The sequence below is a fragment of the Nocardia sp. SYP-A9097 genome (assembly GCF_009649815.1).
GTDB lineage: Bacteria > Actinomycetota > Actinomycetes > Mycobacteriales > Mycobacteriaceae > Nocardia.
In genome coordinates, this window is sequence record NZ_WJIC01000002.1 from 546,819 (window position 1) to 565,776 (window position 18,958).

18 protein-coding genes are annotated in these 18,958 nt (G+C 65.8%); 5 read left to right on the plus strand and 13 right to left on the minus strand.

The features are described 5' to 3' along the window. Window positions 1-385: 385 nt before the first annotated feature. Both GFY24_RS05915 and mftF read right to left on the minus strand, forming a co-directional pair. On the minus strand, window positions 386-1,738 hold the full coding sequence (locus GFY24_RS05915; protein WP_153803920.1) for a GAF domain-containing protein: 1,353 nt from the start codon (window positions 1,736-1,738) through the stop codon (window positions 386-388). A 404-nt stretch (window positions 1,739-2,142) separates the two neighbouring features. Then, window positions 2,143-3,543, minus strand: coding sequence for a mycofactocin biosynthesis glycosyltransferase MftF (mftF, locus tag GFY24_RS05920; RefSeq protein ID WP_153803921.1), 1,401 nt, complete (start codon window positions 3,541-3,543; stop codon window positions 2,143-2,145). 226 nt (window positions 3,544-3,769) lie between these two features. Here mftF and mftR2 point away from each other — a divergent pair, with 226 nt between their 5' ends. Continuing rightward, window positions 3,770-4,393, plus strand: a complete 624-nt coding sequence (gene mftR2 / locus GFY24_RS05925; RefSeq protein ID WP_153803922.1) for a mycofactocin system transcriptional regulator MftR2 — start codon at window positions 3,770-3,772, stop codon at window positions 4,391-4,393. 73 nt (window positions 4,394-4,466) lie between these two features. Then, on the plus strand, window positions 4,467-5,522 hold the full coding sequence (locus GFY24_RS05930; protein WP_153803923.1) for a ferredoxin--NADP reductase: 1,056 nt from the start codon (window positions 4,467-4,469) through the stop codon (window positions 5,520-5,522). An 85-nt stretch (window positions 5,523-5,607) separates the two neighbouring features. On the opposite strand, the gene GFY24_RS05935 is transcribed toward GFY24_RS05930, so the two are convergent. Both GFY24_RS05935 and GFY24_RS05940 read right to left on the minus strand, forming a co-directional pair. Further along, window positions 5,608-6,147, minus strand: a complete 540-nt coding sequence (locus GFY24_RS05935) for a transglycosylase SLT domain-containing protein (protein ID WP_194852757.1) — start codon at window positions 6,145-6,147, stop codon at window positions 5,608-5,610. 224 nt (window positions 6,148-6,371) lie between these two features. After that, the gene (locus GFY24_RS05940) at window positions 6,372-7,112 is read right to left on the minus strand and encodes a DNA alkylation repair protein (protein ID WP_309230511.1); all 741 of its coding nucleotides are present in this window, start codon (window positions 7,110-7,112) and stop codon (window positions 6,372-6,374) included. A gap of 134 nt (window positions 7,113-7,246) precedes the next feature. On the opposite strand from GFY24_RS05940, the gene GFY24_RS41675 reads away from it, so the two are divergent. Further along, the gene (locus tag GFY24_RS41675; protein ID WP_228566015.1) at window positions 7,247-7,780 is read left to right on the plus strand and encodes a DUF3761 domain-containing protein; all 534 of its coding nucleotides are present in this window, start codon (window positions 7,247-7,249) and stop codon (window positions 7,778-7,780) included. 26 nt (window positions 7,781-7,806) lie between these two features. Here GFY24_RS41675 and GFY24_RS05950 read toward each other — a convergent pair whose 3' ends face one another. The 4 genes from GFY24_RS05950 to GFY24_RS05965 form a co-directional block, all read right to left on the minus strand. Next, window positions 7,807-9,072 (minus strand): hypothetical protein, encoded by a 1,266-nt coding sequence (locus GFY24_RS05950; protein ID WP_153803925.1) that lies wholly within the window; start codon window positions 9,070-9,072, stop codon window positions 7,807-7,809. 93 nt (window positions 9,073-9,165) lie between these two features. Further along, the gene (locus tag GFY24_RS05955) at window positions 9,166-10,383 is read right to left on the minus strand and encodes a lipase family protein (protein ID WP_153803926.1); all 1,218 of its coding nucleotides are present in this window, start codon (window positions 10,381-10,383) and stop codon (window positions 9,166-9,168) included. A 98-nt stretch (window positions 10,384-10,481) separates the two neighbouring features. Further along, a complete protein-coding gene (locus GFY24_RS05960) occupies window positions 10,482-11,102 on the minus strand; it encodes a TetR/AcrR family transcriptional regulator (protein ID WP_153803927.1) in 621 nt (206 codons plus the stop codon). A gap of 5 nt (window positions 11,103-11,107) precedes the next feature. Continuing rightward, the gene (locus GFY24_RS05965) at window positions 11,108-11,458 is read right to left on the minus strand and encodes an SPW repeat protein (protein WP_153803928.1); all 351 of its coding nucleotides are present in this window, start codon (window positions 11,456-11,458) and stop codon (window positions 11,108-11,110) included. A 155-nt stretch (window positions 11,459-11,613) separates the two neighbouring features. Here GFY24_RS05965 and GFY24_RS05970 point away from each other — a divergent pair, with 155 nt between their 5' ends. Beyond that, window positions 11,614-12,828 carry an NAD(P)/FAD-dependent oxidoreductase gene (locus GFY24_RS05970; RefSeq protein ID WP_153803929.1) on the plus strand — a complete coding sequence of 405 codons (1,215 nt, stop codon included), beginning with the start codon at window positions 11,614-11,616 and terminating at the stop codon, window positions 12,826-12,828. Window positions 12,829-12,835: 7 nt separating this feature from the next. Here the strand turns inward: GFY24_RS05970 and GFY24_RS05975 are convergent, their stop codons facing one another. Next, a complete protein-coding gene (locus GFY24_RS05975; protein WP_309230512.1) occupies window positions 12,836-13,183 on the minus strand; it encodes a DUF1330 domain-containing protein in 348 nt (115 codons plus the stop codon). A gap of 153 nt (window positions 13,184-13,336) precedes the next feature. On the opposite strand from GFY24_RS05975, the gene GFY24_RS05980 reads away from it, so the two are divergent. Continuing rightward, the gene (locus GFY24_RS05980; RefSeq protein WP_309230513.1) at window positions 13,337-14,134 is read left to right on the plus strand and encodes an aspartate/glutamate racemase family protein; all 798 of its coding nucleotides are present in this window, start codon (window positions 13,337-13,339) and stop codon (window positions 14,132-14,134) included. Here the strand turns inward: GFY24_RS05980 and GFY24_RS05985 are convergent. From GFY24_RS05985 to rpsG, 4 genes are all read right to left on the minus strand, one after another. Beyond that, a complete protein-coding gene (locus GFY24_RS05985; protein ID WP_194852758.1) occupies window positions 14,131-14,859 on the minus strand; it encodes a carbon-nitrogen hydrolase family protein in 729 nt (242 codons plus the stop codon). The two genes, GFY24_RS05980 and GFY24_RS05985, sit on opposite strands and share 4 nt — an antisense overlap. Before the next feature lie 72 nt (window positions 14,860-14,931). Continuing rightward, window positions 14,932-16,122, minus strand: coding sequence for an elongation factor Tu (gene tuf / locus GFY24_RS05990; RefSeq protein ID WP_309230514.1), 1,191 nt, complete (start codon window positions 16,120-16,122; stop codon window positions 14,932-14,934). Window positions 16,123-16,206: 84 nt separating this feature from the next. After that, a complete protein-coding gene (gene fusA, locus GFY24_RS05995) occupies window positions 16,207-18,312 on the minus strand; it encodes an elongation factor G (RefSeq protein WP_309230515.1) in 2,106 nt (701 codons plus the stop codon). Between the two features lie 175 nt (window positions 18,313-18,487). Continuing rightward, window positions 18,488-18,958 carry a 30S ribosomal protein S7 gene (rpsG, locus tag GFY24_RS06000; RefSeq protein ID WP_030525248.1) on the minus strand — a complete coding sequence of 157 codons (471 nt, stop codon included), beginning with the start codon at window positions 18,956-18,958 and terminating at the stop codon, window positions 18,488-18,490.

The following is an 18,958-nucleotide window of genomic DNA, read 5'->3' on the forward strand; positions in this document are numbered from 1 at the left end:
AATGCGCGGCGTCGGGGATGACGCTTCCGCGCGTGATTTCAACTAGTGCTCATACCGGCCGGGTTGCCCGTCGTATCTCGGCCGGGATGCGGAGGCCTCCGGGTCATCCGCATCGGGTTGTCGTGCTGTCTTCGCTCCTCCAACTTCACTGCCGAACGCTGCCCACCCGACTGGCGTGGACGATGCCCTGTCACCTGCATCACATGGATGCCGGTCCATGCATTGCGAAGACTAGGGGCAAAGTGAATAAAACGGAACTTTTTCCCGAAAAAAAGTTGGACGAGCGTCTAGTTGGTTTCAGAGATTACGCTTCAACCGCGAAGAATGTGGGTGCAACCACACGTCAGAGCCCCGGTGTGACCGGGCGCACTTTCGGGTTCGAAGACTATGAGTCGAAACGTTGCATCTGCGTTGCATCGGCGCCCAGACGCCGATCGAGCACGCGGATCTTCGCCTCGATCTGCGAATACAGCGGAGACTCCCGGTCAACCGTGGCACGATAGGCCGCCCACGCGGCCGCATCGTCCCGGCCTTCCGCACCCGCGGTCCACTTGCTCAGGACGGCGGCTTCACCGGAACGCAACACGGCGGTGCGCAACCGCACCCGCAATTCATCGCGAATGTCTATAACTCCCGGCGCATTCGAGCGCGGCAGGGCCGGACCCGCGTACAGCCGCACGGCCGCGTCGACGTCCCCGGAATCGAGGGCGGCGCGCAGAGCCTCCACATCCGTGGCGACCGGAACCCGCAAACGGTAAGGGCGCGAACCGAACACATTCGGGCCCACCACCGAGCGCAGACGCGACATGGCGGCACGAATCGTAGCGTTGTCCAGATCCGCGTCATCGAGCAGTAGGGCCAAGTGATCGGCGGACAACCCCTCGGGGTGCTCTGCCAGCAGCAATAGGATCTCGGCATGGCGCTGCGACAACGGAACTCGCTCACCCGCCACCGTCAACTGCGGCTGACCCAGGCCCAGCACCTCCAGACCCAGCCGCTCCGGCATGGGCGCATTCGCACCCGACCGGCGATCATGGCCTGAACGAACCGCCGCCAGAAGGAGATCCATCTCCGCCGCCGTCGCCGCCGCTTTGACCAGAGCCAGGATCTCCGGGCGCGCGACCCGCACCCCACCCGCGATCATGAGCACACCCACCAGACGGCCGTCCGGATCATGAACGGGCGCAGCCGCTCCGGTGATCTGATGGATGCGATGCAGGAAATGTTCCGGTCCGTGGATCCAAGCCGCCCGGCCGGTACGCACCACCAAACCCACCGCATTGGTGCCGACGCGGCGCTCGCTCAGGTCATTGCCCTCACGCAAACCGGCCTCGGCGGCCGCCTGCACCCGATCCGAATTGCCGTGCACCGACAGCACCCGGCCGAACTGATCGGCCACCACCACGATCAGACCCGTACTGGTGGCATCACGCAGCAGCAACTTGTCCACCAGCGGCATGACAGCCGCGATCGGATGGGCGTCGCGATAACGCTCCAGATCAGCGCCGCGCAGTCCGCGACTGTCGTTGTCGTCCATGGGATCGACGCCGCCGCGCACACTGCGCAGCCACGACTCGAGCACCATCGGTCGCAACAAACCAGGCAGCTGACCCAATTGTTCGCCGCCCACACTGAGATATCCGTGGGCTTGCGCGGCATAGGCCTCGAGCGCACCCAACTGAGTGCCCGGTTCGGCACCGTGCTGCGGACTGCTCCCACCTGCGAGATTGCTGACCATTTGCCTTTCTTTCCGAACCCAAAGAGTACCTACGGGGTCCCGCACACAGCTACGAAGCCGTTGCTTTGTCCCGCAGGTCACACCCGAAACCGAGGCTCGCAGAATGTGAGCCCCGTCTATTTCTGATGTGCGACATGCCCGGCCCTTACGGTGTACGGCCGAGCCAGAGGACGATAGCGGCCCGCCCGCACCGGGCGATCATCGGCGCGGCGGTTGCCAAGGGCGAGTGCGACTTTCCGGCATTCGAGGGGCGGGGCACCGCGGGCGTGGATCCCGGCCGAAAGCATGCCGGGATGACGAAGGGCGCAGGCCGGGATGACGGGGGCCAGGCCGGGATGACGGGCCGGATGGCAGGTCGGATGACTGGTCGGGGACAGGTACCGGATGGTGGGCGGTTCGCGGAATCAGTTGGGCGGCAAGGTCGGTCGCAGGGCGGCCGCATCGCGGAGTTTGGCCGCACCCCACCACAGGCCGGTGCCGTAGGCGACATCTTCCAGGCGCTTGCACAGCACGTAGCGGGTCGGGTCGAGGCTGCCCGCCTCGCGGTGGATGAACCAGTCTGCCAGGCCGTCCGCCACCGCGATCGTCACCGCCAGATGACGGATACGGCGCGAGCACAGCATGCCCAGCAGGGTCACCGGCCAGTAATGGCGGCACAGCGAAGAGGCCAGCCGCCACATGCCGCCCGAGAAACCGCGCGCCATATATATCGCGGAGACCCGCGTCGGATTGTCGAGCTCGGCGAAGACCCGGCGCAGCCGGAACAGGGTCAGGATCAGCGTCACGACGCCGCCCGCCGCACCCCAGCGGGTGAGCGTGCCGAACAGCAGCGCCGTCACCGCCGTCCAGATCGGAATCGACAACGGCGACGCCATACCCGCATGCCGCTGCCCCAGCGGAGCCACCCCGGTGCCGTGGGTCACCTTGTGCGCGAACCACTTTCGCAGCGAAACCGGATTACTGTGCGCCACCCGGGCGGCCGGTTCATAACGCAACCGCCACCCGGCGCGATCGAGCCGCCAGCACAGATCGATATCCCCGCCCGCCGCCATGGCCTCGTCGAAACCGCCCTCGGCGAGCAAGGCGAGCCGGCGCACCAGCAGCGCGGTACTCGGCACATACGGCACCGGACCGTGCGCCTGCACCGCCGACTCCCGGCGACCACGATGCAGCGAACCACGGGTGTGCTCATACCGCGCCAGCAGCGTCGAATCCGGATCCATGGCCAGAATGCGCGGGGCCACCAGCGCCACCTTCGGATCGCTGAAATGCCCGAGCATGACCTCCAGCCAACCCGTGCGCGGCACCACATCCGGATCCAGGAACGCCACGAATTCAGTGGCGGCGCACCGCAATCCGAAGTTCCTGGCCGCCGCCGGGCCGTGCCGCCGGTCACGGCGCAGCACCGTCACCCGGCAGCGATTGCCGCGCGCGGGCGGAATCAGCACCGGCCGATCCGAACCGTCATCCACCACGATCACCGTGTAGCCGCGCAGCGCCGAGAGCAGCCGGGTCAGGCCATCCGGGTCATTGTGCACCGGGACGATGACGGTGACATCCTCCAGCGAAGGCAGCAGCCGCGGCCGCGGATTCGCCACCCCGGAATCGAGTAGACGTCTGGCAACCCGAGCGGACGTGGGGTCGGTCACCTCGAGGTACCCGTCACCGATCATGGCCGCAGCCTCCGGCGCTAAGCGGAGCAACCTGTTCGGCGAGCCGCCGACCAGGAACCTTCCGCCGGAGTAAGTGCGCACCCTGGGATCGATCCGCACCCCGAAACCATCGGGAAGGCGATCATGGCGCATTCCTGGAATGCTAGGTCAGCACACGCTCAGCAATCATGATTGGCGCGCCGCTCGCTATCCGGATAGTCCGGTAAGTCCGTGCGCTCCACCCACAGCGGAACCGCCGCCACACCCGGCGCTCTAGACTGCGGAGGCAGAAAAACCGGCAGGTGAACAGGCAGGGGACGGAAATCCGGACCCACGATGCCGACCGAAGAGTGCTCGAGGTGGTATGGGAGTCGGACGCATGCAGACAAGCGGGGGCGGGAGCAGCACTCTCTCCGAAGCGGAGATCGTCGAAGCCGCCCTGCGGGTGGTCCGCCAGGACGGCGTGGAGAAACTCTCCATGCGCCGGCTCTCCCGCGAACTCGGTGTCTCACCGATGGCCCCGTACTACTACGTCGCGGACAAACGCGAGCTACTCGACCTGGTCGCCACCGCCGCACTCACCGGAGTACGCAAGCCGCCACCGGAATTCGGGCCCTGGCAGCTGCGACTGCGCGACCTCATCGATCAGATCGACGATAAATTGCGCCGCCACCCCGGACTCGGCGACGTCCTCATCGAACAGATGCTGGGCAAACAGCTCGACCTGATCGCCGCGGTGATGGAGATACTCTTCGACGCCGGATTCGACGAACGCAATGTGCTCGCGGCCTACGCGACCATCCACACCTACCTCTTCGGGCGCAGCAAGGTGAATCCGCGCGACCGCGGGGCACTCCAGGATCGGGCCCTGCCCGAGGCCGTCGAGCGGGCCATGAAACACCTGGGCGACCTGCGCGGGAAGTACTCGTACGACTTCTCGATGGATGTGCTGGTGGCCGGTCTCGAGGCTCAGCTTGTCCGGCAGCAAGACAGCCACGTATAGTGAAACTAGAACACGTTCTAGTTTGGGCACACTGGGCCGGGATCCCACACCGCGCCGGGTTCGAGAGGACACTATGACCACCGTCGACGTACCGCACAGCTCGCGATCTGTGGTGCTGCGAGTCTCCGCGGTCATCAACGAGACGGCCGATTCGGTATCGCTGGTATTCGACGTCCCCGAGGACGTGCGCGAACGCTTCACCTACCAGCCGGGCCAATTCCTGACCCTGCGCATCCCCAGCGACCTCACCGGGTCCGTCGCGCGCTGCTACTCGCTCGCGAGTTCACCGCATACCGACGACAAGCCCAAGGTGACGGTCAAGCGCACCGTCGACGGATACGGCTCGAACTGGGTGTGCGACAACCTCACCGCGGGCAGCGAGATCGAAGTACTGCCGCCCTCAGGGGTTTTCACACCCAAGAACCTCGACGAGGATCTGCTCCTGTTCGCGGCCGGCTCCGGCGTCACACCGGTCATGTCGATCCTGAAATCCGCACTCGCGCGGGGCAATGGGCGGATGGTGGTGGTGTACGCCAACCGCGACGCCGAATCCGTCATCTTCGCCGCCGAACTGCGCGAACTCGCCGACAAGCATCCACAGCGACTCACCGTCATCCACTGGCTCGAGCCGCTACAGGGACTGCCGACCGCCGACGCACTCGCCACCCTCACCGCGCCCTACGCGGGATACGAGGCGTTCATGTGCGGGCCCAAGCCGTTCATGGATCGGGTACACGACGCGCTCGCCCAGAACGAGGTGCCGCGCAATCGAACTCACGCCGAGGTGTTCAACTCGCTCTCCGGTGATCCGTTCGCCGATACCGCGCCCGCCGAGATCAGCGATGAGGAAGCCGCCGACGCGGCCACCGTCGAGGTCGAACTCGACGGGGAGACACACGAACTCGAGTGGCCGCGCAGTCAGACGCTCGTCGACATCATGCTGTCGAAGGGTCTGGACGTGCCCTACTCCTGCCTCGAAGGCGAGTGCGGGTCGTGCGCGTGCACGGTCGTCGAGGGCAGCGTCGAGATGGAGAACGCCGAGATCCTCGACCCCGAGGACATTGCCAACGGGTACATCCTGGGCTGCCAGGCGCGGCCGGTCACGGACCGCCTGAAGATCCAGTTCTGAACTGGGACAAAGGAATTCGGCCGCCGCATGGTGATGCGTCGGCCGAATCCGTTGTGGGACAAGTCCGCCCGAGAGGTGGGAAAACTCAGTACGCCGAGAAGACGTTGGCGATGCTGCCGTAGCGGTGCGCGGCATAGTTGCACGCGGCGGTGATATTCGAGACCGGGTCCCAGATATCCCAGGAGGTGCCCTCCACGTGGTACGCCTGGAAGGTCGGGTCGATGACCTGGAGCAGGCCCTTGGACGGGATGCCCGCGGCCGCGTTCGAGTCGTAGAGGTTGATGGCTCGGGGGTTGCCACCGGACTCGCGAATGATGTTCCGGAAGATGCTGTCGTAATCGCCCGGAATGTTGTTCTTACCCATCACGTAGAGGGCGTTCTTGATCCAGCCGTCGAGATCGTCGGAGAAGGTCGGCGGCAGCAGCTCGGTGTACGGCGCGGGCAGCGTCTGCACGAACTGGCGGATCTGATCCTGCTGCGGCGCGGGCAGCGTGTGAGCGAATTGCTGCACCTGCTCAACAGGCTGCTGCAGCTCCGCGGGCACACCGGGGACATCGGCATGCGCGGAGACGGCGGGCACCACCGCGAGCGCGGCGAGGACGACAAGGGGGAACAGTTTTCTCATTCGATGACCTGCTGACTTGTGTTGTGAACACCGCCGCCGGAGGGCGTCTCGTAATGCGGGTGGATTCCGCATGAAGGTCGAGTACGTCTGGCTATAACAGAACGTGCGGTCTGTTCCTGACAAGTCACAGAATGGTTGCGGCAAATTAACGCAGCTCAAACTGAAGATGAACAATTGGATCCGGGAGGCCGTGAAGCCGCCGCGCGCTATAACGATCGCGCAGCTCAGCGCAGCGATCGATAGTACGCCCGCTGCTCCGAAGTCAGGTGTTCTGTGGCGTAGCTCAAAGCTGTCCGGCCCATAGCCGGCGCGTGCGCATCCAGAAACCCGGTGAGAATCGCGCGATCGACCCGCTTGCCGATCTCGCGCAGCATCCAGCCCACCGCCTTCTGGATCAGATCGCGCCTGTCCGCGAGGAACCGCTCACACAGCTCGAGGGTCGTCCCGGTATCCCCCGCCTTGATGAAGGCGAAAGTCGTCAACAACGCCACCCGCCGCTCCCACAGCGAATCCGTACCCGCCAACTCGAACAGCACATCGCGCGGCCGATCCAGCAACCACGGGCCCAGAACGAACTCCGCCGACCCATCCACCAGATCCCAGTTGTTCACGCGGCCGCGCCGCACCGCCGCCAGGTACAGCTCCACGATCCGGCGCTGCGCCGCCACATCCACACCCCGCTTACGCGAAGCCCGCGCCATCTCCCCATTCAAAATCACCAAACCCGCCAGCCGATGCTCGTGCACCGCACTGTCGAGCAATACATCGATCTCCGAAAGCGGCATCCCCGCAAAGGATTTCACCACCGCACGCGTCTTCGGCACCCGCACCCCGATGAACACATCACCCTCGCCGTACTCCCCCGGACCCGTCTTGAAGAACCGCCGCAGCTGCACCGCATCCCCCGCATCGGCCACCTTCGCCAATTCCGCCCGCACCGCCGCCGCGATCAATTCACCGGTCACCACCCCATGATCGAACACCCGACCGACACGAACCCGCCCCCACGCCGAATGCGGTAATGGCAGCCCGGCGGGTCGCGATGCCCGGAGCACAGGCCGCGTATCCCGCGTGACCTTCCTCCTGGAGAGACACTCAAATGCGCATAACGGGACGCGGCGCCCTCGGCGTAATCACCGCTGTACTCGGCTTTTTCGCACTTATCGGATGCTCCGCCACCAGCACCACCGCACTACCCACCCCGACCCATCCCGTGGTGGTGTCCGCGACCCCGTTCCCCACCACAACCGTCACCTCGGCGACCCCGATCAGCTCGGCGGTCCCGGTCGCATCCACGATGCCGGAGGCCCCGGATACCTCGCCCGCACCGGTCACCACCGCCGCGCCCAGCGCGATCGCCCCACTCGCCTTGCCGCAGCGGCCGATTCCCGCCGCACCGCCGGTAGTCGTAACGACCACCGATGCCCCGCAACCGGACTCGCCACCCGCCCCCGTAGCCTCTTGCGGCCCAGGCTATTACACCAATTCCAGCGGCGACTGCGTGCACGATCCGGCATCCGCGCCCGCCGCCCCCTCCGGTGCCACCGCCCTCTGCGGCGACGGCACATATTCATTCAGCCAGCACCGTAGCGGCACCTGCTCCCATCACGGCGGCGTACAACGCTGGCTGTGAGGTCGCGTACCGAACGATGCTCGGCGTCAAGCGGTTTCAGCCGCGGCCTGTAACAGCACCTCGCCGAATCGACGCATATGATCGGGGCCGCCGTACCAGGCAGCCACCAGATCCACCGCGGCACTGCGGGTTCGGCGCGCGGCCTGCGCCAGCTCGGCGACCGAGCCCACACCCGCCTCGGCGGCCTGCGCCGCCACATCCAGATCATGGCTGGCGACGAGCAGCCGCATGATGTGGTGCAGATCGATATTCGGCGCATCCTCGGCCCGGAACTCCTGCGCCCGTGCACCATCCGCGGTCGGAGCGGGCTGCGGCAGTTCGGGTTCCGGAGCGGCGCGCCGACCCGAGGACGGCGCCGACTCCGGAGCGGCATGGTTGGCAGAGGAATTCGACTCCGGCGCGGCGCGGCGCGGCGTGGAGTTCGACTCCGGTGCGGCACGACGCGACGTGGAATTGGATTCCGGTGCGGCACGACGCGACGTCGAATTCGACTCGCGCGCATCACGAGCCAGGGAGGAGTTCAGTTCGGCGGCGGAGTGACTCGACCACGAATTCAGATCCGCCAGGGAACGGTGCGCGGACGCCGCACCGTTCGGGGCGGCACGCCGCGATACCGACTCGGCATCCGGGACGGCAAGGCGCGAAGACGGTTCCAGGTCGGCCGCGGTAATCCGCGATACGGGTTCTGCTTCCGGGGCAGCCAGGCGCGCCAACGGTTCCGAGTCCGGTGCCGCCACGCGCGCGGCGGGTTCGGAATCCGCCGCCGCGCGACGGGCCGCGGCCTCCAGATCGGAGGCGCGGCGCAATGATGCCTCCAGATCCTGCGCGGCGCGGCGCGAGGATTCGAGATCCTGTGTCGCGCGGCGGGGTTCGGCCTCGGGAACGGCATGACCGTTGGTGACCGCGTGACCATTCGTGGCCGCGTGACCATTGGTGGCGGAGCCGAAATCCGCGGTGAAGGTGGGCGCGGATTCGAAATCCTGCACCGAACGACGCGGAGTATCCACCTCCGATGTGGACAGCCGCGGCGCCGCGGCGAAATCCTGCACCGAACGGCGTGGCGGCGAATCGGATTCGGTGGTGCGGCGGGTCATCGGAGACGACCACTGCACCGGCTGCTCGGGCTGATCCAGGGCCGTGCGGCCCAGGGTCGCGGGCGAGCCGGTGTCGATGCCGGTCAGCACCGGATTGACGGAAGAGCCCTGGTCGGAGCCCTCCGGATGGGTAAGGCGGTAGCTCTCCTGGCGGGAGTTCAGGGACGAACCCAACCCGGTGGTGAAATCGGCATCCATGGGCGACATTCTTACCGTGCCGCCGCGGCCCATGCGAGTCGGGCCGCGGCGAAAGCGATTCACGAGCAACGGTATTGGGGCATTGACCTCAGCTCAGCAATTCGACGGCGCCGGTTCACCCCGCAAACGCGCATCCACCCACGCCAGCGCGGACGGCATTCCGAACACCGCGGCCGACAGATGCTCCGGCGCACCGTTCATATCCATCTCCAAGCGCACCCCCGCCGCACAATAGCGGTGATCGGTATTGACTATGGCATCCACCGGAATCAGCGGATCACTCGGCGAATGCCACTCGAACACCGGCATATTCGGCACCCCGTCGAACAGCTCCAGACTGTTCTCCTCCAGCACCTCCCGCGCACCCGGATCATCGATCATCGAGGTGCTTGCCGCGAACTCGCCGGCACTGTGCCCCGCGCCGACCGCCATGATCTCGTTGGTGCAGCCATCGGCCATGGCATTACGCGCCGCCAGACCCAGCTGATTCATCTGCGTGCTGATCGGCAGCCGATCCGGATACTCCCGCTCCAGCCCGATCGCCGCCGCCATCGCCAGCCCGAACGCCGGATGCGGTTGCAGGCCCAGCGCACTCACCATCTTCACCATATTCATCGGCACCCCGCCGGCCGCCGCACCCGCGATCCGCAATTCGGGGGCGTAGGTCGGGGCCAGCGCCGCCGCCCACGCGGTCGCCATCCCGCCACCGGAGTATCCGGCCATGGCCACCGGGCTGTTCGCCGCCTGCAGTTCGGGCAGCCGCTGTACCGCGCGAATACCGTCCAGGGTGATCTGACCACCCAATTTGGCTGCGCCATAGGCGAAATTCGGGCCCAGATGATCCGGCAGCGCCACCGACCAACCGCGCCGCAGCGCCACATTCAAGGCCATCGATTCCTTCACGAACAGATTCGGATCCGCCGTGAACAGCACCCGCGACACCGCGCACTCCCTGCCCAGACCATTGATGATGTGCTGATACGACAGCACCGGACCATCCGGCTGATGCTCGCGCGGGGTCAGCACGGTGGTGATCGCCGCGATCGGCGCACCCTGCGAATTCGTGGAACGGAACTTGATCGCCGTCACCGTGGTGTCGGGAAAGAACAACAGCGGCGGCATGATTCGCGAGGCGATCACATCACCCGGCTGATAGTTCGCCATATCCGCGGGCTGCGCGTAGAACGGGTCCGGATCGGGCTGGGGGTAGATGGGATCAGCCGTCGCGGCCGGGGCGGTGGCGACAATCGCACACCCCACCGTGACCGCGCCGATAAACCTGAGCTTGCGCAGCAACCATTTAGCTCTCATTGTGCCTCCGCCATGAATTCGCTGGATATGCGACAGACTGTGTCCCGTATCGAGTGTCGTGCGGAGAGATTGAGAACGCGTGGTGACACGCCAGCAAATCAGCCGAGCTGTGTCATACCCGCCGCCACCACCTGCGCCACATTGAAGATCTCATCGGAGGTCGGCAGCGTCAGACCATCCAGCGCGTGCAACCGATCCGAACTCGCGATCGCGAACATGGCCGAGACGAACGCCGCCGCACAAGCGCGCAGAGTGTTCGGCTGCACCGGATCCGGCGCACTCGCCTGCAAGACCCGCGCGGTGATATCGAGCATCTGATCTCGCATGCGCCGCAACTGTTTACGCACATCCGGATGCGTATCCGCCTCACGCCACATGATCACCCGCAACACCCCCGAACGACTGTCCCGGAGATTCAGCGCCGCATCCAGATTCACCAGGCTCTTCACCGGATCACCGGGAGCCACCAGCGCATCGATGTCATCGATGGGCTGCGCCGGAACGCGCTCGGCCATCAGCGCCGACAGAATCGCGTCCTTGGTGGGGAAGTAATAGAAGACCAAACCCTTGGGGACCTCGGCGGCCGTGGCGATCGCGGCCGTCGGAGTCGCATCGAATCCCTGTGCCGCGAACAGTTTTTCCGCGGCATCGAGAATGAGCTGACGGGCGTCGCCGTCCAGCTTCCTGGTCCGGCGGCGCCCCGCTCCCGGTCGATGCATCTGCATCAGTGGCTGGCACCCAGGTGCAGACGTCCCGTCACCGCCGGCATGGCCGACAGTGCCATGACCACGCTCAGCGCGCCCACGACCCATGCGGTCCACGAGGCTCCGTTGTAGGAATCGAAGCCCATCACCCAGGGGGACAGGAACAGCAGTGCGCCCAGTACGGCAAGGGCGTAGTCGGCGATACCGTCGACGAGATTGGCGGTCAGGCCGAGGCCGGTGAAGGCGATCAGTACGCCAAGCACGACCAGGGACCACATGGCCTTGTCACTGTGGACGACCCACAGGGGCGACAGGGCGGCGATGGCGCCGAGGATAACGGTCACCGCGTGGGTACGGCTCTCGGTGAACATGGGGTGCCTCCTAAAGGCTGAGGATATGTCCTGCCTTCCGGTTTAGTCCTGATTGACCGCCCGATCAATAAATGCTCGGCTACGATTCAGCACCTGATCGGATGTGGCGCGTGACACAGCGTCAAGGCCCCTGCGGAACCGATATGGTGAGCTGCATGTCGCACTCGGTAGAACACGTTCTAATTGTCGGCGCCGGACTGGCCGGACTACGGACCGCCGAGGAACTGCGACGCGCAGGTTACACCGGGGAACTCACCCTGCTCGGCGACGAGAACCGCGCACCCTACGACCGGCCGCCACTGTCCAAACAGTTCATTCGCGGCGAAATCGACGACACCGCGCTGCGACCCGCCGAATTCTTCCCCGAAAACCACATCGACCTGCGGCTCGGGGTCAGCGCCACCGGTGTCGACATCGCGGCCCGGCAGGTCGCGCTCAGCGACGGCAGCAGCCTCGGCTACGACCGGCTGATCATCGCCACCGGACTGCGGCCCCGGCGCATTCCCAGTTTCCCCGACGCCGGTGGCGTACACGTACTGCGCACCCACGATGACGCCGACGGAATGCGTCAAGACCTCGCGACCGCGCGACGGGCCGTCATCGTCGGCGCGGGATTCATCGGCTGCGAACTCACAGCGAGCTTCCGGGCGCGCGGGGTCGACGTGGTGCTGGTCGAACCACAGGCCACTCCCCTGGCCGCCGCCCTCGGTGAACAGATCGGCGCACTCGTGGCGCGCATGCACCGCGAGGAAGGCGTCGACGTGCGCTGCGGGGTCGGCGTCGCGGAACTGATCACCGATTCGACTGCCGCACAGTCCGATTCGCGGCCCGCGGTGCGCGGCGTGCGACTCGGCGACGGCACCGTCGTGGACGCCGACCTCGTCGTGATCGGCGTCGGCTCGATACCGGTCACCGACTGGCTCGCCGACTCCGGCATCCCCCTGGCCGCACCCGCGGACGGCGGCGGCGTGCTCACCGACGAGGTCGGGCGCACCAGTGTCGACGGCGTCTGGGCCGTCGGCGATGTGGCCGCCTGGAGACTCGACACCGGACGCAACAAGCGCGTCGAACACTGGACCAATGCGGGCGAACAGGCGCAACTGCTCGCCTGCGCCCTGCTCGAGGTGGAACCGCCTGCCGCCGTACGGGTTCCCTACGTGTGGAGCGATCAGTACGACGTGAAGATCCAGGTGCTCGGCAGCCCCGCACTCGCCGACGAGGTACAGATCGTCGAGGACAAGGGACGCAAATTCCTGGCCCACCTGTTCCGGGACGGGACACTCGTCGCGGTCGTCGGCGCCGGCATGACCGGCAAGGTCATGAAGACGCGCGCACAGCTCGCCGCCACACACCAAACCCCGGTCGGCTGAACCGAACTCAGCGCGGCCGACTCTGCGCCCGAAGCTTGGCGGCACGCTCACGCGGGTCGTAATCCGGGCCGACACCCTCGATCAACAACAGGTCACCGTCGATGTGATCGGCGCGCAAATGCAAGATCTCTTGATATGCGGGCGAGCGATACCAGGCCCGCGCCCGCTCCAGGGTCGGGAACTCCAGCAACACCATGCTGCCCGGCCACTCCCCCTCCACCACCTCCACCGGCGGACCGTGAATGACGAAGCGGCCCGCGAACGGATCCAGGGTGTCCTGAATACGCTCCAGATACTCCAGAATCTCCGGATGCGGACGCCGATCCCGCAGATGCGCGAAGCCATAGGCGGACACGAGACACTCCTTCGCTCGAACCGGTCGCCAGCACCCGGCGACCACCTCGAACGGTAGAACCGCCCCGCACCGAACCCAATTACCTTCCGGGTAAAGCCGCAATCCGGACCCGCGGTTCGCGGGCGCGCGCAGGCTTTCACTACCGTGACAGCTGTGATCGTCGCGCTCATTGATTCCGGACTGGGGATGCTGCCCACGGGGGCGTGGTTGCGCAAGCTGCGGCCCGATATCGATCTACTGCTGCAAATGGACCCCGACGGCGCACCCTGGGGACCCAAACCCGAGCAGTGGGTCATCGACCGCGTCCTGGACACCGCCCGCGCCTCCCTCCGCGAAGGCGCGGAAGTCATTGTGGTGCCGTGCAATACGGCCAGCGTCACCGCACTGGAACCGCTGCGCGCCGAAGTCGGCCCCGGCATACCGGTCATCGGCACCGTCCCCGCCATCAAACCCGCCGCCGCGGCCTGCCGGAGAGTCGCCGTCTGGGCGACCGCCGCCACCACCGCCAGCGCCTACCAGGCCGACCTCATCACCCGCTTCGCCGGCGCGGCCGAAGTCATCGGCGTCGCCTGCCACGGCCTCGCCGACGCCATCGACCGCGGCGACCTGCCCGCCATCACCGAGGCCATCACCAGCGCCGCCGCCCGCACCCCCGCTGACACCGAAGGCATAGTCCTGGGCTGCACCCACTACCCCCTCGTCCTGGAATCCATCCTCGCCGCCCTCCCCCCGGGCATCCGAGTCTTCGACAGCGCCGAAGCCGTAGCCGCCCAAACCCTGCGCCGCATGGACGCCCTCGACCGCCCCACCACCGGCACCGGCTCACTCCGCGTCCTGGCCAGCGGCCGCCCCGCCGAACTCCCCACCGCCGCAGCCACTTTCGACTCCGGGCGACTGCTAGGCGCGCTGCCCGCCGACACCGGGGAAATCCCCGTGGCGCAGGACGCTTAAGTCAGCGTTGCGGTGATGAGAGCGGGTGTGTCGGTGCCCGCTCGGCCGAGCAGGATACCGCCCGGATTCCAGATACCGCTGCCACCGGTGGTCGGACCGAGTTCACACTGTCCCGCGTAGGCGGAAAGTACTGTCCAGCAGTTGTTTTCGAATGCCGCGGCGCGAAGGTGGTTGTCCCGCCGATCTTCCGCACCGGTCGTATAGAGAGCGCTCGCGAGATAGACGACCGCACCCGCGGCAACCGTGACACGGGCATGTTCCGGATAGTTGAGGTCGGCGCAAATAGCAAGACCGAGCGGCCATTCCGCGATTTCGACAATCGGGTGCGCGCTGCCCGGTTCGAACAACTCGATCTCGCGGCCGTGCAGATGATGTTTGGCGTAGCTGGCGATCAACTCGCCGCGATCGTCGAATACCAAGGAGGACAGGGCATATCCGGTCGCGGTCGGCGTCACCGCACCCACGATCGCATGTACGCCGTACTCGACGCAGGCCGTCCGTAGCGCATCCAGGCGCGGATCCGCCTCCGTCACAGCGAGTTCCGGGAGATCACGAGCGATCAACTCCAGCTCATAGCCGACCAGCGAAAGCTCGGTGAAGAGCACCACCTGAGCCCCTGCCCGGGCGGCCTCGGCGAGCAATGGCAGGTGGCGGGCGATATTCGCCTCGATATCGCCGGGGACACAGGCGATCTGAGCGGTGGCGACGGTCAGAGGTGGGCGCACGGGAGAAGTCTCGCAGACAGCGAAAAGGGCCGCTCCCCGAGGGGAACGACCCTTTTCAGTAAGAACCAGGTCTTACTTGATGATCTTGGTGACGCGACCGGCACCGACGGTGCGGCCACCCTCACGGATCGCGAAACGCAGGCCGTCTTCCATGGCGACAGGCTGGATGAGCTTGACAGTCATCTCGGTGTTGTCGCCGGGCATGACCATCTCGGTGCCCTCGGGGAGGGTAACGACGCCGGTCACGTCCGTGGTACGGAAGTAGAACTGCGGGCGGTAGTTGTTGAAGAACGGGGTGTGGCGGCCGCCCTCGTCCTTCGACAGGATGTACGCCTGGCCCTCGAACTCCGTGTGGGGAGTGGTGGTGCCCGGCTTCACGACGACCTGGCCGCGCTCGACATCTTCACGCTTGATGCCACGAACCAGCAGACCGACGTTGTCGCCCGCCTGGCCGTTGTCGAGCAGCTTGCGGAACATCTCGATGCCGGTGATCGTGGTCTTGGTCGTCTTCTCCTTGATACCGACAATCTCGACCTCTTCGTTGACATTCACGATGCCACGCTCGATACGACCGGTGACGACGGTGCCACGACCGGTGATCGTGAAGACGTCCTCGATCGGCATCAGGAACGGCTTCTCGGTCTCACGAACCGGATCCGGGATCGACTCGTCGACGGCGTTCATGAGCTCGACGATGGACTCGGTCCACTTCGGGTCGCCCTCGAGCGCCTTCAGACCGGAGACGCGCACGACCGGCGCATCCTCGTCGAATTCCTGAGCGGCCAGCAGTTCGCGGACCTCCATCTCGACGAGCTCGAGGATTTCCTCGTCGTCGACCATGTCCGACTTGTTCAGCGCGACCAGGATGTACGGCACGCCGACCTGACGGGCGAGCAGCACGTGCTCGCGAGTCTGCGGCATCGGGCCGTCGGTGGCCGCCACGACCAGGATCGCGCCGTCCATCTGCGCAGCACCGGTGATCATGTTCTTGATGTAGTCGGCGTGGCCCGGGGCGTCTACGTGGGCGTAGTGGCGCTTCTCGGTCTGGTACTCGACGTGGGAGATGTTGATCGTGATACCACGAGCCTTCTCCTCCGGCGCCTTGTCGATCTGATCGAACGCGAACGCCGCATTCAGGGTCGGGTACTTGTCAGCCAGCACCTTGGTGATCGCCGCGGTCAGCGTGGTCTTGCCATGGTCGACGTGACCAATGGTGCCGATGTTGACGTGGGGCTTCGTCCGCTCGAACTTCGCCTTCGCCACTGTGGTCCTCCTGGACTAGTTAAGTGCGTGCTTTTTTGCAGCAGTGCGGTGGTTTATTACAGGGGGTGGATCAGGTAACCGGAATTACTCGCCGGTCGCCTTGGCGATGATCTCCTTCGACACATTGGCCGGAACCTCTGCGTACGAATTGAACACCATGGAGAAGTTGGCCCGGCCCTGGGTCTTGGACCGCAGGTCACCGATGTAGCCGAACATCTCAGACAGCGGAACCAGCGCCTTGACGATACGGGCACCACTGCGCTCCTCCATGGCCTGGATCTGGCCACGGCGAGAGTTCAGGTCGCCGATCACTTCGCCCATGTAATCCTCGGGCGTGATGACCTCGACTGCCATCAGCGGCTCGAGAATCACCGGACCGGCCTTACGAGCCGCTTCCTTGAGTGCAGCGGAACCGGCGATCTTGAACGCCATTTCCGAGGAGTCGACCTCGTGGTAGGCGCCGTCGAGCAGCGAGGCCCGAATGTTGACCAGCGGGAAGCCCGCGAGCACGCCGTACTGCATGGCGTCCTGCATACCTGCGTCAACGGACGGGATGTACTCGCGCGGCACACGGCCACCGGTGACCTTGTTCTGGAACTCGTAGGTCGCGCCGTCCTCGGCGTCGGTCAACGGCTCCAGAGCGATGATCACGCGGGCGAACTGGCCCGAGCCACCGGTCTGCTTCTTGTGGGTGTACTCGTGCTTCTCGACAGCCTTGGTGAGGGTCTCGCGGTACGCGACCTGCGGCTTGCCGATGTTCGCCTCGACCTTGAACTCGCGCTTCATGCGGTCCACGTAGATGTCGAGCTGGAGCTCGCCCATACCACCGATGATGGTCTGGCCGGTCTCCTGATCCAGCTTCACATTGAAGGTCGGATCCTCTTCGGCGAACTTCTGGATCGCGCCGCCGAGCTTCTCCTGATCGGCCTTGGTCTTCGGCTCGATCGCGACCTGGATAACCGGGTCCGGGAAGGTCATGGACTCGAGCACGATCTGGTTCTGCGGATCGCACAGGGTGTCACCGGTGGTGGTGTCCTTGAGGCCGATGACCGCATAGATGTGGCCGGCGACGCCCTCGGGAACCGGGTTCTCCTTGTTGGAGTGCATCTGGAACAGCTTGCCCAGACGCTCCTTCTTGCCCTTGGTCGCGTTGATGACCTGGGCGCCGGAGTCGACCCGGCCGGAGTACACGCGCACGTAGGTCAGCTTGCCGAAGAACGGGTGCGTGGCGATCTTGAACGCCAGCGCCGCGAACGGCTCCTCGACGGACGGACGGCGAGTGAGGACCTCGTCCTCCTTGCCCGGCACGTGGCCTTGCACAGACTCCACGTCGAGCGGGGTCGGCAGGTAGTCGACAACGGCGTCGAGCATGGGCTGAACGCCCTTGTTCTTGAACGCCGAGCCACACAGCACCGGGTAGAGCTCGGAGGCGACGGTCATCTTGCGGATGGCGCCCTTGATCTCCTCGATCGAGAGCTCCTCACCGCCGAAGAACTTCTCCAGCAGCGACTCGTCCGACTCGGCGACGGTCTCGAGCAGTTCCTGACGGTACTGCTCGGCGCGCTCCTTGAGATCGGCCGGGATCTCGACGACCTCGTACTCTTCGCCGAGCTTGGTCTCGCCGCGCCACACCTTGGCGTTGTTCTCGACCAGGTCGACGATGCCCTCGAAGGTATCCTCGGCGCCGATCGGGAGCTGGATCACCAGCGGGCGGGCGCCCAGGCGATCCTTGATGGTCTGGACAGTGAAGTAGAAGTCCGCGCCCAGCTTGTCCATCTTGTTGACGAAGCAGATACGCGGAACGTCGTACTTGTCGGCCTGACGCCACACCTGCTCGGACTGCGGCTCAACACCTTCTTTACCGTCGAACACCGCGACGGCGCCGTCGAGGACGCGGAGCGAACGCTCCACCTCGACGGTGAAGTCGACGTGCCCGGGGGTGTCGATGATGTTGATCTGGTTGTCGTTCCAGTAACAGGTCGTCGCGGCCGACGTGATCGTGATGCCGCGTTCCTGCTCCTGGGCCATCCAGTCCATGGTGGCTGCACCGTCGTGCACCTCACCGATCTTGTACGTGATGCCGGTGTAGAAGAGGATGCGTTCGGTGGTCGTCGTCTTACCGGCATCGATGTGCGCCATGATGCCGATGTTGCGGACCCTGTTGAGGTCGGTGAGCACGTCCTGTGCCACGGAAATCTTCCCCGCTCGTAGCTAGTTGGGATCTTCGGGAACGACCCTGGCTTCTCCAGCGGTCATCACTGTGTCAACGCCCGGCGCGGTGCTCGCGTGCCTTGCGGCTGCTGCTTGCCGCGCCGGACTGTGACTCGACTCCCGGACCATCCGAACGGAGGGGCCGGGCGTCCAATCACCAGCGGTAGTGCGCGAAGGCCCGGTTCGACTCGGCCATCTTGTGGGTGTCCTCGCGACGCTTCACCGAAGCGCCCAGGCCATTGCTGGCGTCGAGGAGTTCGTTGGCGAGACGCTCGATCATGGTCTTCTCGCGACGGGCGCGGGAGTAGTTGACCAGCCAGCGCAGCGCGAGGGTGTTGGAGCGGCCCGGACGGACCTCGACCGGCACCTGGTAGGTGGCGCCACCGACACGACGGGGCTTCACCTCGAGGGCGGGCTTGACGTTGTCCAGCGCGCGCTTGAGGGTGACGACCGGATCGGTGCCGGTCTTCTCACGCGCCTGCTCGAGGGCACCGTAGACGATGCGCTCGGCGGTGGACTTCTTGCCGTCCAGCAGGATCTTGTTGACCAGCTGAGTGACCAGCGGGGACCCGTAGACCGGGTCGTTGATCAGCGGACGCTTGGGTGCGGGGCCCTTGCGTGGCAT

What these genes read in the sequence shown, in the direction of transcription:
- GFY24_RS05970 (WP_153803929.1), top strand. Translation starts at nt 11,614, where the DNA reads ATGTCGCACTCGGTAGAACACGTTCTAATTGTCGGCGCCGGACTGGCC.
- GFY24_RS05965 (WP_153803928.1), bottom strand. Translation starts at nt 11,458, where the DNA reads ATGTTCACCGAGAGCCGTACCCACGCGGTGACCGTTATCCTCGGCGCC.
- mftR2 (WP_153803922.1), top strand. Translation starts at nt 3,770, where the DNA reads ATGCAGACAAGCGGGGGCGGGAGCAGCACTCTCTCCGAAGCGGAGATC.
- GFY24_RS05915 (WP_153803920.1), bottom strand. Translation starts at nt 1,738, where the DNA reads ATGGTCAGCAATCTCGCAGGTGGGAGCAGTCCGCAGCACGGTGCCGAA.
- GFY24_RS05950 (WP_153803925.1), bottom strand. Translation starts at nt 9,072, where the DNA reads ATGGATGCCGATTTCACCACCGGGTTGGGTTCGTCCCTGAACTCCCGC.
- rpsG (WP_030525248.1), bottom strand. Translation starts at nt 18,958, where the DNA reads ATGCCACGCAAGGGCCCCGCACCCAAGCGTCCGCTGATCAACGACCCG.
- GFY24_RS05960 (WP_153803927.1), bottom strand. Translation starts at nt 11,102, where the DNA reads ATGCATCGACCGGGAGCGGGGCGCCGCCGGACCAGGAAGCTGGACGGC.
- GFY24_RS05935 (WP_194852757.1), bottom strand. Translation starts at nt 6,147, where the DNA reads ATGAGAAAACTGTTCCCCCTTGTCGTCCTCGCCGCGCTCGCGGTGGTG.
- GFY24_RS41675 (WP_228566015.1), top strand. Translation starts at nt 7,247, where the DNA reads ATGCGCATAACGGGACGCGGCGCCCTCGGCGTAATCACCGCTGTACTC.
- mftF (WP_153803921.1), bottom strand. Translation starts at nt 3,543, where the DNA reads ATGCGCCATGATCGCCTTCCCGATGGTTTCGGGGTGCGGATCGATCCC.
- GFY24_RS05955 (WP_153803926.1), bottom strand. Translation starts at nt 10,383, where the DNA reads ATGAGAGCTAAATGGTTGCTGCGCAAGCTCAGGTTTATCGGCGCGGTC.
- GFY24_RS05930 (WP_153803923.1), top strand. Translation starts at nt 4,467, where the DNA reads ATGACCACCGTCGACGTACCGCACAGCTCGCGATCTGTGGTGCTGCGA.